Below are 13132 nucleotides of genomic sequence, written 5' to 3' on the forward strand. Positions count from 1 at the left end.
CGAGGTGACCGCCGGCGGACCCGTCGATAGGGCTTGCCTACCGCACCGATAGGGCGATTCACCTCGACTTTCAGGGATTACTAGAATAATTCCAGAAAAGCTGGAAACGCGGCCCGCGCGCACGTATGGTGGGTCATGCGCGAGCCGCTGGCCCGGGCTCGCACCGCTGTCACAGCCGTACACACATTCGTACCCGAGAGGAACGCCGTGTCCGAGGATCAGACCGATACCCCCTTCCCGCAGACCGAGACCGGCGGCGGCTGCCCCGTCGCCCACGGCTCGCTGCGCCCGCCGACCGCCGGCGGCAGCAACCGCGACTGGTGGCCCGACAAGATCAACCTCAAGCTGCTCGCGCACAACCCCGTCGAGGCCGACCCCATGGGTGCGGACTTCGACTACCCGGCCGAGGTGGCGACCCTCGACGTCGACGCCCTCACCGCCGACCTGGTCGAGCTCATGCACGACTCGCAGGACTGGTGGCCGGCCGACTTCGGGCACTACGGCCCGCTGTTCATCCGCATGTCCTGGCACGCCGCGGGCACCTACCGCAGCGAGGACGGCCGCGGTGGCGGCGGCCACGGCATGCAGCGCTTCGCCCCGCTCAACAGCTGGCCCGACAACGCCAGCCTGGACAAGGCGCGCCGGCTGCTCTGGCCGATCAAGCAGAAGTACGGCAGCAAGCTGTCCTGGGCCGACCTGCTGGTGTACGCGGGCAACGTCGCCCTCGAGGACATGGGCTTCAAGACCCGCGGCTTCGCCTTCGGCCGCCCGGACCAGTGGGAGCCGCAGGACGTCTACTGGGGTCCGGAGCACACCTGGCTCGGGTCCGACGGCCGGTTCACCGGCGATCGCGATCTGGAGCAGCCGCTCGGCGCCACCCACATGGGCCTGATCTACGTCAATCCCGAGGGCCCCGAAGGTGTTCCGGACTTCCTCGCGGCCGCGTTCGACATCCGCGAGACCTTCGGCCGGATGGGCATGAACGACATCGAGACCGCCGCGCTCATCGTCGGCGGCCACACCTTCGGCAAGACCCACGGGGCCGGCCCCGTCGAGAACGGCCCGGACCCGGAGGCTGCGCCGATCGAGCAGCAGCTCCTCGGCTGGAAGGGCGGCAACGGCTCCGGCGTCGGCCCCGACGCGGTGACCAGCGGCCTCGAGGTCACCTGGAACCACACCCCCACGGCGTGGGACAACGCCTTCCTGGAGACGCTGTACGGCAACGAGTGGGAGCTCACCAAGAGCCCCGCGGGCGCCAACCAGTGGAAGCCCAAGACCGCGGGCTTCGGCAGCACCGTGCCGAAGGCCTTCGGCGAGGGTGACACCTCCGTCGGCATGCTCACCACCGACCTGTCGATGCGCTTCTCCCCGATCTACGGCGAGATCACCAAGCGCTGGCTCGATCACCCGGAGGAGCTCGCCGAGGAGTTCGCCAAGGCGTGGTTCAAGCTGCTCCACCGCGACATGGGCCCGACCTCGCGCTACGTCGGTCCGCTCGTGCCCAGCCAGGAGGAGCTGTGGCAGGACCCGATCCCCGCGTTCGCCGGCACCCCGATCACCGAGGCCGACGCCGCGGCGGTCAAGGAGAAGATCGCCGCCACCGGCCTGAGCAGCACCCAGCTGGTCAAGACCGCATGGGCCGCGTTCTCCTCGTACCGGAACTCGGACAAGCGCGGCGGCGCCAACGGCGGCCGCATCCGCCTGCAGCCGCAGGTCGAGTGGGAGGTCAACGAGCCGGACGAGCTGGCCGTCGTCATCCGCGCGCTGGAGGGCGTCGTGGAGGCGTGGAACGGCTCGTCGGAGCGCACGCTCTCGTTCGCCGACGCCGTGGTCCTCGGCGGCAACCTCGGCGTCGAGCAGGCAGCGAAGGCGGCCGGGTTCGACGTGACGGTGCCGTTCACGCCCGGCCGCGCGGACACCACCCAGGAGCTGACCGACGTCGAGAACTTCGAGTTCCTCGAGCCCAAGTGGGACGCCTTCCGCAACTACGTGGCCAAGGGCGCCCCGATCGGCGCCGAGTACCTGCTGGTGGACAAGGCCGAGCAGCTCGCGCTCACGGCGCCGCAGATGACGGTGCTCATCGGCGGCCTGCGCGTCCTGGGCAACAACTTCGGCGGGTCGACCGACGGCGTGTTCACCGACCGGCGGGGTGCGCTGACGAACGACTTCTTCGTCAACCTGCTGGACATGTCCACGCAGTGGGCGCCCTCGCCCGACGGTGACGGCTCGTACGTGGGCACCGACCGCGCCACGGGCGCGAAGAAGTGGACCGCCAGCCGCGTCGACCTCGTCTTCGGCTCGAACTCGATCCTCCGCGCCCTCGCCGAGGTGTACGCCACCGAGGACGGCAAGCAGAAGTTCGTGAACGACTTCGTCGCCGCCTGGGCCAAGGTGTCCGACAACGACCGGTTCGATGTGAAGGCCTGATCCTCTTCAGTCCGGCCGGCAGCCGCCCCGCGCACCCCTTCCGGGTGCGCGGGGCGCGTTCGTTCCCGGACCGATTTCGAGTTATTCGCAATTAACCCTGGAGGAGATAACCGCCGGTCGTGGGCGTACGCTCACCCCATGCCGTACTTCGACCGGGTCTCCGCCAGCGAGTTCCGCCCCACCGAGCACGTCTCCGGCGGCTGGAACACCGCTGAGCAGCACATCGCGCCGCCGATGGCGCTGCTCGCGCACGCCGTCGAGCAGGATCGCGACGCGCGCCGCGACGACGGCCTGCGGCTCGCGCGCCTGTCGTACGACATCCTCGGAACGCTGCCCATGGACACCGTCGACGTGGACGTCCGTGTGATCCGCCCGGGCCGGACCATCGAGCTGGTCGAGGCGACGCTCGGCCACGGCGGCCGCGTCGCCCTCGTCCTGCGCGCCTGGTTGCTCGACCGCCGCGACACCGCCACGGTCGCCGGGGGCGAATTCGAACCGATCCCGCCGGCGGACCGGATGCCCGCATGGGATCCCGGCGCCGTGTGGCCGGGCGGCTACATCGCCTCGGCGCGCCTCCGCCGCGACCAGGTCCGGCCCGGTCGGGCCACGTACTGGGTGCGCTCCGACGTCGACCTGCTCGACGAGCCCTGCGGCCCCGTCGCCCGGGCGACCCGATTCTTCGACATCGCGAACGGGATGACGCCGCGCTTCTCCCCGCACGACGTGGCCTACCCCAACCTCGACCTGACGGCGCACCTGTTCCGCGACCCCGTCGGGGAGTCGGTCGGCTTCGACACGCGCGTCTCGACGGGGCCCGACGGTGCCGGCCTGACCCATTCGGTCATTCACGACATCAACGGCCCCTTCGGCACGGTGAACCAGATCCTGACGGTCCGACCACGCTGAAAGATGGTCGATAGTGTGGTTACATACCGGTGTTCACGTCACCCTGTCGAAGGGAGCTGAAGATGAATACTCGGATCACACGGACGCTCGGTGCAGTAGCCGCCGCCGCTATCCTCACGACCGGACTCACCGCCTGTGACAAGGCGAAGGACGCGGCGGACTCCGCCACCTCCGCCGCGGGCAGCGCCGCCGGGCAGGCCACGTCCGCCGCGGGCAACGCCGCCGGACAGGCCACCTCCGCCGCGGGCTCCGCGGCGAGCCGTGCCGCCGGCGCCGGGCACCCCGGCTCCGAGGCGAAGCCGGCGGTGCCCTCGACGACGCTGCGAACCGCCGGAGGCACCGAGGTCACGCTGAGCGACGCTCCGATCATCGCCGAGTACGCGAAGTACGGCTACGAGAAGGGGCACCTCGGTGCGCCGCTCGGCCCGGTCTCGCCGCTGCCCGACCGTAAGGGCAAGTATCTGACGCTCAAGGGCGGCACCATCTACTGGTCGGAGGCCTCGGGTGCGCACGTCGTGCACGGCGTGATCGGGGACAAGTGGGGCGAGCAGGGCCACGAGTCCGGCAAGCTCGGCTACCCGACCAGCGACGAGACCGACGAGGGCGGCACCATCAAGCAGACCTTCCAGCACGGGACGATCACCTTCCACAACGGAGTGGCCACGGTCTCCTAGCCGATCCACGTCCAGCCGCGTACGAGGTGCGCGGGAGGCGGGCCGGGCCCCGTCGATGATCAGGGCCCGGCCGGCCGGGGGGTGCGCGACCCGGTCTCCTATATTCGAGCGATCGAAAGACCATCGACGGTTCCGGGGATCGCATGAGTACCAGCGGCACACAGGCCGGTAGCGGCCGACGCATGCGCCGGTACTCGTGGCCGCTGACGATCATCGACTTCGTCATCGTCGTGGCCGTCACCGCCGCGACGATCACCGCCACCGACTCGCCGGCCGTCCGGATCCTCCAGGCGCTCGCGGGCGGCGTCCTGACGGTGGGGGTGCTCCACCTCTTCGGCCTGTACCGCGCCCGGATCACGCTCAGCGCGCTCGACGCGGCGCCGCAGCTCACGATCGCGAGCCTGCTCCTCGCGCTGATCGGCGCGATCACCGTCTGGCACGACGACCGGGCGCATCTGCTCGCGGCCCTCACCTGCTGGGCTCTGCTGTTCGCGGCGCGGGCGCTCTACTACGGCGCGGTGCGCCGCCACCGCGTCCGGCATCCGGACCGCGGGGCGCGGACGCTGGTGATCGGCGGCGGCAAGGTCGCCGGTGACCTCGTCCGCTCGATGCTCGGGTTCCCGTCGTACGGGCTGCGGCCGATCCTCGTGATGGACGACGACCCCCTCGACGTGACCGCCATCCCGGTGGAGGTGATCCCCCGCCAGGCGGACCTGGCGGGCCTCATCCGCGCACGCGCCATCGCCACGGTGATCGTGGCCTTCTCCCGGGACCGCGACTCCACCCTCGTCGAGCCACTGCGCGACTGCGACACGCTCGACTGCGAGATCTTCGTCGTTCCCCGGCTGTTCGAGTTCGTCCACCAGGACCGCGACATGGACCGGATCCACACCACCCCGGTGGTCCTCGTCCGGCGCCTGGCCCTGCGGACCCGTCACTGGCGGGTCAAGCGGGTCACCTCGTTCCTCACCGCACTCCTCGGGCTGGTGCTCCTGGGCCCGCTGCTGCTCCTCGTCGCGGTCGCCGTCAAGGTCCAGGAACCGCACGCCCCCGTCCTGTTCCGGCAGACCCGGGTCGGCCAGGACGGCCGGTTGTTCTGCCTCTACAAGTTCCGCACCATGCGTCCGGTGCCCGACGAGGAGTCCGACCGCGACTGGACCGACCAGCACCTGCGGATCACCCGGCTCGGACGGTTCCTGCGCCGCTACTCCGTGGACGAGTTGCCCCAGCTGTGGAACGTGGTGCGCGGCGACATGTCCATGGTGGGCCCGCGGCCCGAGCGGCCGCACTTCGCCGACCGTTTCGGCGCCGAGATCCCCGCCTACCAATCCCGGCACCGGGTGATGGTCGGCCTCACGGGGTGGGCCGCGATCCACGGGCTGCGCGGCGACACCGACATCCGCGACCGCGCCTCGTACGACAACTACTACATCGAGAACTGGAGCCTGTGGCTGGACGCCAAGATCCTCCTGACCTCCGTAGTCACCGTGCTCCTCGGCCGCGGTGGCCGCTGACCGTCGCCGCCGGCGTCCCGGATCCGCCGACAAGGCCGGCACGACATTCACGACAGCGTGCGATGTGAGCCGGATCGCAAACAGATGATCACTACTCGAAATACTTGCGGCGGACCCGCACGACCGGGGGTGAGCGGCCACGATCACCCGAATCGCCTCGTCCAGGACACTTTCGCACCCGTGCCGCCGACGCTCCTCCGGCGACACGGCACCCACCCGGCCGCCGCGCGCAGCCCAACGCTGGACACCCTTCCCTGCTAACGTGTTGCAGTGACAACGGTTCCGCCGGCGAGAAGAGACCGATGACGCAGGCCGCAACAGCACGTGCGATCGACGCTACTGATCCGCACGGGCCCCACGAGAGCTTCCGCGCCTCCCTCGTCGAGGCGGGCCTGCTCATCCCGTCGGCGGTCGACGGCGTGTACGGCCACGGCGCCGAGTTCACCGAACTGACCGCGGCGATCGACGCGCTCATCGGCGCCACTGTCCGCGACGTGCACGGGGGCGCCGCCACCGTGCTGACCTTCCCCCCGGTGATGGCGCGCGAGAATCTGGACCGCACCGACTACATCGAGTCCTTCCCGCAGCTCGCCGCCGCGGTCTCCGCCTACACGGGCGGCGACGCCGAGCACCGTCTGCTCCTGGCCGGCCGCCGAGCCGGACACGACTGGGGCGGCCACTTCCGTGCCACCGAGATCGCGCTCGTCCCCTCGGCCTGCCATAGCGTCTATCCGACCCTCACCGGCCGGCTCCCGCGGGCCGGCGCGTGGGTCGACGTCTCCGGCCACTGCTTCCGCCGCGAGCCCTCCCCCGATCCGGCGCGGATGCAGTCCTTCCGCATGCGCGAGATCCTGCGCGTCGGCTCCGACCGCGCCGCGGTCGCCCACCGCGACACCTGGGTCGCCCGCGCGGCCGACCTCCTCACCGACCTCGGCCTCACCGTCCGGCAGACCCCCGCGACCGATCCGTTCTTCGGGCGGGCGGGGCGCGCGCTCACCGCGCAGCAGTCAGCGGAGAACCTCAAGACGGAGCTGGTCGTGCCGCTGTACGGCGACGACGCGCCCGAGGTCGCCGTCGCGTCCGGCACCTATCACCGCGACCGGTTCGGTGTGCGTTTCGGCATCACCACCGCCGACGGGGCGCCCGCGCACAGCGCGTGCCTCGGCTTCGGCATCGAACGGATCGCGCTGGCGCTGCTCGCCGCGCACGGTCTCGACCGCGCGGGCTGGCCCGCTGCCGTGTCCGCTCAGTTGTGACCGCGTCCACCTCACCGCGCCGGGTGTGAGCGCGTGACCGTGTAGGCGAGCGCGCCCGCCGCCAGCACGACGATGCCCGCGGCCACCGATCCCGCCGGAAGCGACAGCGCGACCAGCACGCATCCGGCCAGGCCCGCCGCGGGGACGATCCGGGCGCGGACGGCGGTGTCGAGGGTCCAGGCCGAGGCGTTCGCCACCGCGTAGTAGACCAGCACCGTGAACGAGGAGAAGCCGATCGCGGCGCCCAGATCCGCGGTGGCGGCGAGCACGGTGACGACGGTGCCCACGGCGAGTTCGGCGTACACCGGGACGCGCCGGCGCTCATCGACGGTCGCGAGCCGCCGCGGCAGGTGACCGTCGCGGGCCATGGCCAGTGTGGTGCGGGAGACCCCGAGCAGCAGCGCGAGCAAGGAGCCCGCAGCGGCGATGCAGGCGGTCGCCGTCACGACCGCGACCGGGAGACCGGCGACCCGGGCGGCGTCGGCGAGCGGCGCGGCGGACGCCGCGAGCCCGACGGGCCCGAGGACCGCGAGCAGCGCGACCCCCACCAGGGCGTACACCCCGAGCGTGATCGCGAGCGCGACGAAGATCGCGCGCGGGATCGTGCGGGCGGGATCGCGGACCTCCTCGCCCAGGGTCGCGATCCGCGCGTATCCGGCGAAGGCGAAGAACAGCAGGCCCGCGGCCTGCAGCACGCCGAACGGGCCGCCCGCGGCACCGTCGACCACGCGCGCGGGATCCCCGGCGCCGGAGGTGAGCAGGGCGATCACGACGGCGACGAGCACGGCCAGAACGATCGCCACGATCGCCCGCGCGACGCGCGCCGAGCGTTCCACGCCGGCGACGCTGCACGCCGTCAGCGCGACGACGGTCGCGGCGGCGACGGCGTGGGCGTGCTCCGGCCACGCGTAGTGCCCGACCGTGAGCGCCATCGCCGCGCACGAGGCGGACTTGCCGACGACGAAACTCCAGCCGGCGAGGTGGCCCCAGAACGGGCCGAGCCGCTCACGCCCGTAGACGTAGGTGCCACCGGACTGCGGGTAGCGGGCCGCGAGGCGCGCGGAGCTGCTCGCATTGCAGTACGCGACGGCACCCGCGATCGCGAGGCCGAGCAGCAGGGCCGAGCCCGCCGCCGCGGCGGCGGGCCCGAAGGCCGCGAAGACACCGGCCCCGATCATCGCGGACAGGCCGACGGCGACGGCGTCCGCCGAGCCGAGGCCCCGGCGCAGTTGCGGTCCGGTCACCGTCCTTCGGCGCGGGCCGCGAGCCGGTCCAGCGACGCGGCCAGAGCGTCCGCGCCGGTCGCCCGGGCGCGGACCAGGCGCTGTTCGTCGTGCAGCTGCGTCCAGTCGTAGGTGTGGGTGACGCGGGTGGTCCCGTCGCTCACGGGCTCGAGCTCCCACCGCCACAGGTGCCCCGGGGCGGGCTCGTCCACGGGCGACGGGAGCCAGGCGATGAGCCTGCCCTCGTCGAACTCGACGATCCGGTTGGCTCGGACCTGCCCGTTGGTCAGGGTCATGGTGAAGACGTCGCCGACGGCGCGCACCCGCTGCCCGGGCGGCGCCTCCTCGAGGTTGTCGTTGCCGTCCCACTCGGGCTGCCGCGCGGGGTCGGCGATCAGGGCGAAGAGGGTGTCCGCCGGCGCCGCGATGTCGCGGCTGGCGGAGACGATCCGGGATTCCTCCGATGTGCTCACGACACCATCGAACCAGTTCTCTCGGCGACGCGCCCAGCATCGGAATCACCGTGCGTCCAGGCCGGCGTTCGACCCGGTGCGACGTTCCTCGGACCAGCGATTATTCTTCGTCATATGAAAGCTGTCGTGTGCAACGAAGGCCGCCTGACCGTCGAAGAACTCCCCGCTCCGAGCCCGGCCCGCGGGCAGGTGCTCCTCACGGTGTCCCGCACCGGGATCTGCGGCTCCGACCTGCACGCGCGCCACCACGCCGATCTGGTCGCCGACCTCGCCGCGAAGGCCGGCTACGCCGACTGCATGCGCACGGACCAGCGGATCGTGATGGGCCACGAGTTCGTGGGCACCGTCGCCGAGTACGGGCCGGGCTGCCGCAAGCGGTGGGCCGTGGGCACCCGCGTCGTCGCCCTGCCGACCCTCATGGTGGGCAGCGAACCGCAGCTGGTCGGGCTGTCCGAGCGCTCCCCCGGCTCGTACGCCGAGCAGGTGCTGGTGCAGGAGTCGATGACGATGCCCGTGCCCGACACGCTCTCCGACGAGGAGGCCGCGCTCACCGAGCCGATGGCCGTCGCCTGGCACGCGGTGCGCCGCGCGGAGGTCGGCCGCGGCAAGACGGCGATCGTGATCGGCTGTGGTCCCATCGGCCTCGCCGTCATCGCGATGCTCCGCGCGTCGGGCGTCAAGAAGATCATCGCGAGCGACTTCTCCCCCGGGCGCCGCGCCCTCGCGAAGCAGATGGGCGCCCACGTGGTGGTCGACCCGCGCGAGCAGCAGCCCTGGGACGCCTACGAGCAGCCCCGCACCGAGATCCGCAGCGCAGCCGATCTGTTCAGGCTGGGCGTGAGCACCATGGACAAGCTCACCCGGATCCCCGGGCCGGTGCCGTGGTGGCAGGTCTTCCGGCTCGCGGACAAGATCGGCGAGACCCCGTCCGGCCCGGTGGTCTTCGAGTGCGTCGGCGTTCCCGGGATGATCGACCGGATCATCGCCGATGCACCCCTGCGTTCACGCGTGGTCGTCGTGGGCGTGTGCATGGAGCCCGACCGGATCATGCCCGCGCTGGCCGGCAACAAGGAGATCGACCTGCGCTTCGTCTTCGGCTACGACCCGGGCGAGTTCCACGACGCGCTGCACATGATGGCGAGCGGCAAGGTCGACGTGAAGCCGCTCGTCACGGGCACCGTCGGGCTCGACGGCGTGGCCAACGCCTTCGACGCGCTGGGCGATCCGGAGGTGCACGCCAAGATCCTCATCGACCCGTCGAGCGCGGCGACCGCGCCCTGACCGCCCCGTCGGTGCTGCGGATCGGCACGTTCAACGTCAACGGGATCCGGGCGGCGCGGCGGCGCGGCTTCGACGCCTGGGTCGCCGGCCGCGGCCTCGACGTGCTGGCGCTGCAGGAACTGCGCTCCCCGCCCGCCGAGGTGGGCGAATTCCCCGGGTACCACGCGGCGATCGACTGCGGCTCGGTCCCGGGCCGCAACGGGGTGGCGATCCTGACCCGGACGGCACCGTCGGACGTGCGGAGCTGGGCGTCGCACCCGCCCCGCGCACGGGGGCTCGGCGCGTACGCGCACGAGGGCCGGTACATCGAGGTGGATCTCTCGGACGCCCCGCTGACGGTGGCGTGCCTGTACCTGCCCAAGGGCGGCCTGCCCGCGCACCTGCAGCGGCCGGGCAACATCCGCGACGTCCCGGACGGCGGCGCGAAGTACCGGCGGAAGATGCGCTTCCTGGACGCCTTCGCGCGCGAGCTCGACCGCAACCGTCGGGCCGCCCTCGCCGCCGGGCGCGACTTCCTGCTGCTCGGCGACCTGAACGTCGCGCACCTCCCGCACGACGTGACCAACTGGCGGCCCGCGCAGAAGATGGAGGGCTTCCTGCCGGAGGAGCGCGAGTGGCTCGGCGCGCAGCTCGGACCGCGGCGCCTCGTCGACGTCGTGCGCACGCTGCACGGCGACCGTCCCGGCCCGCTGTCCTGGTGGAGCTGGGCGGGCGCCTCCTTCGCCAAGGACGTGGGCTGGCGGATCGACCATCACCTCGCGACGCCGCGCCTGGCGCGCGCCGCGGTGTCCGTGGCGGTCGACAAGGAGCCCGCGCCGGATCTGCGGCTCTCCGATCACGCCGCGGTGGTCGTGGACTACGCCTTGTCCGTGTGAATCCCCGCTGCTCTGCCGGCCGCGACCGCCGCGGCGGCGATGGTCAGTAGCGCGCCGAGGATCAGCGCGGCCGCCTCGCCGGGCACGAGCAGGTGCAGCTGTTCGCCGACGGTCACCGCCGCCACCGGCACGCCGATCTGCGCGGCGGCGAGTACACCCAGCGCGATCGGCTGCCCCAGCAGCCGCATCCCGACGTGCGCGACGACGGCCCCGCCGCCGAGCGCCAGCCCGAGAGCGATGAACCCCGGGTGCGCCACCAGGTCGCGCAGGTCGATGCGCGCGCCGAGCCAGACGAAGAAGAGCGGCGCGAAGAAGCCCTCCTCGATGGCGAAGAGCTGCTTGGCGACCCGCCGCGGCTCCCCCACCGCCGCGACGGCCAGACCCATCGCGAACCCGGCGAGCATGACCGAGACGTGCATCCGCGTCGCGACGGCCGCGAGGAGGAACAGGCCGACGAGGCTCACCCGCAGCTCGGCGGCGAACCGGCGTTCCTCGGAGATCCGGTGGACGCGCAGGCGCCAGCCGCGTTCCTCGGAGAGGCGTAGCAGCAGGTAGACCACCCCGGCCGCCGCGGCCACCGCGAGGGCGCCGACGGCGGCGCGCGGGGCGGTCGACGGGTCGATGACCAGCGGCAGCGCGACGACGCAGACGGTGTCGGCGATCGCGACCTGCGCCGTCAGCGCCAGGACCGGCCGCCCCGACAGTCCGGCGGAGTCGATGATCGGGAGCACGACCGCGGCGGACGAGGACGCCATCAGCACCGCGTACAGCAGGGCGTGTCCGGTACCGAACGCCGCCGCGAGTCCCGTGCCGAGGATCGCCGCGACCACCCCGACGAGCACGGCGCGCAGTGCACCGGCTCCCAGCGCCGTGCGCACCGCCGGATCCCGCACCGGGACGTGCGTGCCCGCCACGAACATCACCAGGGCGAAACCGATGTCTGCGAGGAAGGCGAACGTGGGCTCCGACGCGTCGAGCACGCGGAATCCAGTCGACCCGAAGACCACACCGGCCAGCAGCGGGCCGACGATCGCGGGGATATGCCAGGACTTCCGCAGCGCGAGCAGCGGCCCCAGCAGCCCCAGCGCGGTCACGAGAGCCAGGGTCGAGAACGTCATGCGCAGACCCTAATCCGGTGGTCGAGCCGTCGCGGACCGGGCCTTCGCGGGTCGAGCCGTCGCGGCGGGGAGACCGACGGCCGGACGCGCAGCGGATGCGCACCCGCGCGCCGGGCTCTATCGTCCGAGGCATGATCGGACCCACGCACAAGGGCTCGCCCGGCCCGGACGACGGGGACGCGGCGGCGTGCGACCGCCGCCGCTTCCTCCGGGCCACCGCCGTGAGCACCGCCGGAGTGCTCGCCCTCGCCGCGACCGGCCGCGGGGCCGGACTCGCCAGCGCCGCGGTGGCGCCGCCCGGCTCGGTGGCGTACCGGATCAGCGCGGTCCCGCAGCCGGTGAACAAGGTCACCTGGGAGGTCGATCCCCGGCGCGCCGTGCTGCTCGTGCACGACATGCAGTTGTACTTCACCCGGATCTTCGCCGAGAGCACGAGGCAGGAACTGCTGCGGTCGGTCGGCGCCGTGCAGGACTGGGCGCGCCGGCATCGCGTGCCGGTCGTCTTCTCGGCCCAGCGCGGCGGCGCGACCCGCGAGGAGCGCGGGCTGATGTACGACTTCTCCGGTCTCGGGATGAGCGCGGCGGAGTCGGATCGCGGGATCGAGCCGTCCATCGCCCCGCGTCCTGGGGAGAAGGTCCTCACCAAGCACAAGCTGTCCGAGTACTTCCACTCGGACCTGCTGGGACTGCTCCGCGCGCAGGGGCGCGATCAACTCATCCTGGTGGGCGTCTACGCGGGCACCGGGGTCCTACTGACCGCCGCCGATTCCATCCAGAACGACATCCAGGCGTTCGTCGTCGGCGACGCCGTGGCCGATCAGACCGCAGCCGGACACGAGCAGGGACTGGCTTGGGTCACCACCCGCGCGGGCCGGGTGCTCACCGTGCGCGATCTCCGGTCGTCACCGGCGCAGTAGTCACGGGGTCCGCGAGCTCCCGTCCTCATCATCGAGGACGCAGGCGATCTCCGTCGGGAAGGCCCCCTCCGCGACCAGTTCGGCCTTCACGCGGCGCATCGCCCCGAGCAGCGCATACCGGTAGCGGGCATGAGCGGTGTGCCAGTCCGCGTCGCCGAGCCCGTCGACGACCCCGTTCAGGCGGTCCTGCCAGGCGTCGAGCGGCGCCCGCCGAGTCCAGGCATCGTCGGACCGGGGCCACGCGGGCGGGTTCCGCAGGTCGCGCGGAGGCACGGATTCGACGGTGCCGAGCGCCGGGTACGGCAGGTCGATCGGTCCCCCGGGTTCGGCATGGAAGCCCGTGAGCGCGTACGCGTAGGGCAGCTCACCGTCGCACTGGTACAGCAGCGCCCGGGCGACGGTGCGCAGTTCCTCCACGACCGCATCCTCGAACCCGAACCAGTCGAAGTCCGGTCCGCCGGTCATCGA

12 protein-coding genes are annotated in these 13132 nt (G+C 72.2%); 8 read left to right on the top strand and 4 right to left on the bottom strand.

What is annotated here, in order from left to right; all coding sequences use genetic code 11:
- Nucleotides 1–207: 207 nt before the first annotated feature.
- The 5 genes from katG to AC21LY_RS07930 all read left to right on the top strand — a co-directional run bounded on the left by katG (nt 208) and on the right by AC21LY_RS07930 (nt 6777).
- A complete protein-coding gene (gene katG, locus AC21LY_RS07910; RefSeq protein WP_489045855.1) occupies nt 208–2427 on the top strand; it encodes a catalase/peroxidase HPI in 2220 nt (739 codons plus the stop codon).
- Nucleotides 2428–2565: 138 nt separating this feature from the next.
- Nucleotides 2566–3333 (top strand): thioesterase family protein, encoded by a 768-nt coding sequence (locus AC21LY_RS07915; protein WP_489045856.1) that lies wholly within the window; start codon nt 2566–2568, stop codon nt 3331–3333.
- Between the two features lie 62 nt (nt 3334–3395).
- Nucleotides 3396–4007: an LGFP repeat-containing protein gene (locus AC21LY_RS07920; protein WP_489045857.1), complete on the top strand. Its 612-nt coding sequence runs from the start codon at nt 3396–3398 to the stop codon at nt 4005–4007.
- A gap of 182 nt (nt 4008–4189) precedes the next feature.
- Nucleotides 4190–5521, top strand: coding sequence for an exopolysaccharide biosynthesis polyprenyl glycosylphosphotransferase (locus tag AC21LY_RS07925; RefSeq protein WP_489045858.1), 1332 nt, complete (start codon nt 4190–4192; stop codon nt 5519–5521).
- Between the two features lie 302 nt (nt 5522–5823).
- Entirely contained in the window at nt 5824–6777 is a 954-nt protein-coding gene (locus AC21LY_RS07930; RefSeq protein ID WP_489045859.1) for an amino acid--[acyl-carrier-protein] ligase, read from the top strand.
- A gap of 11 nt (nt 6778–6788) precedes the next feature.
- On the opposite strand, the gene AC21LY_RS07935 is transcribed toward AC21LY_RS07930, so the two are convergent.
- A complete protein-coding gene (locus tag AC21LY_RS07935) occupies nt 6789–7955 on the bottom strand; it encodes an APC family permease (protein WP_489045986.1) in 1167 nt (388 codons plus the stop codon).
- Nucleotides 7956–8017: 62 nt separating this feature from the next.
- The gene (locus tag AC21LY_RS07940; protein WP_489045860.1) at nt 8018–8473 is read right to left on the bottom strand and encodes an SRPBCC family protein; all 456 of its coding nucleotides are present in this window, start codon (nt 8471–8473) and stop codon (nt 8018–8020) included.
- Nucleotides 8474–8587: 114 nt separating this feature from the next.
- Between AC21LY_RS07940 and AC21LY_RS07945 the strand changes: the two genes are divergently transcribed.
- On the top strand, nt 8588–9754 hold the full coding sequence (locus AC21LY_RS07945; protein ID WP_489045861.1) for a zinc-binding dehydrogenase: 1167 nt from the start codon (nt 8588–8590) through the stop codon (nt 9752–9754).
- Between the two features lie 14 nt (nt 9755–9768).
- Nucleotides 9769–10629 (top strand): exodeoxyribonuclease III, encoded by an 861-nt coding sequence (locus tag AC21LY_RS07950; protein ID WP_489045987.1) that lies wholly within the window; start codon nt 9769–9771, stop codon nt 10627–10629.
- On the opposite strand, the gene AC21LY_RS07955 is transcribed toward AC21LY_RS07950, so the two are convergent.
- A complete protein-coding gene (locus AC21LY_RS07955) occupies nt 10611–11747 on the bottom strand; it encodes a cation:proton antiporter (RefSeq protein WP_489045862.1) in 1137 nt (378 codons plus the stop codon). The genes AC21LY_RS07950 and AC21LY_RS07955 overlap by 19 nt on opposite strands.
- 131 nt (nt 11748–11878) lie before the next feature.
- On the opposite strand from AC21LY_RS07955, the gene AC21LY_RS07960 reads away from it, so the two are divergent.
- Complete coding sequence (locus AC21LY_RS07960) at nt 11879–12664, top strand: isochorismatase family protein (RefSeq protein WP_489045863.1); 786 nt, start codon at nt 11879–11881, stop codon at nt 12662–12664.
- Here the strand turns inward: AC21LY_RS07960 and AC21LY_RS07965 are convergent, their stop codons facing one another.
- Nucleotides 12665–13129 (bottom strand): hypothetical protein, encoded by a 465-nt coding sequence (locus AC21LY_RS07965; protein ID WP_489045864.1) that lies wholly within the window; start codon nt 13127–13129, stop codon nt 12665–12667. It abuts the gene before it with no gap.
- Between the last annotated feature and the right edge of the window lie 3 nt (nt 13130–13132).

It is taken from the genome of Tsukamurella sp. II2bb, assembly GCF_057815145.1.

Bases quoted from the DNA above. Each gene is read 5' to 3' on its own strand.
- AC21LY_RS07915 (WP_489045856.1), top strand. From the start codon at position 2,566: ATGCCGTACTTCGACCGGGTCTCCGCCAGCGAGTTCCGCCCCACCGAG.
- AC21LY_RS07960 (WP_489045863.1), top strand. From the start codon at position 11,879: ATGATCGGACCCACGCACAAGGGCTCGCCCGGCCCGGACGACGGGGAC.
- AC21LY_RS07945 (WP_489045861.1), top strand. From the start codon at position 8,588: ATGAAAGCTGTCGTGTGCAACGAAGGCCGCCTGACCGTCGAAGAACTC.
- AC21LY_RS07920 (WP_489045857.1), top strand. From the start codon at position 3,396: ATGAATACTCGGATCACACGGACGCTCGGTGCAGTAGCCGCCGCCGCT.
- AC21LY_RS07965 (WP_489045864.1), bottom strand. From the start codon at position 13,129: ATGACCGGCGGACCGGACTTCGACTGGTTCGGGTTCGAGGATGCGGTC.
- AC21LY_RS07930 (WP_489045859.1), top strand. From the start codon at position 5,824: ATGACGCAGGCCGCAACAGCACGTGCGATCGACGCTACTGATCCGCAC.
- AC21LY_RS07925 (WP_489045858.1), top strand. From the start codon at position 4,190: ATGCGCCGGTACTCGTGGCCGCTGACGATCATCGACTTCGTCATCGTC.
- AC21LY_RS07955 (WP_489045862.1), bottom strand. From the start codon at position 11,747: ATGACGTTCTCGACCCTGGCTCTCGTGACCGCGCTGGGGCTGCTGGGG.
- AC21LY_RS07935 (WP_489045986.1), bottom strand. From the start codon at position 7,955: ATGATCGGGGCCGGTGTCTTCGCGGCCTTCGGGCCCGCCGCCGCGGCG.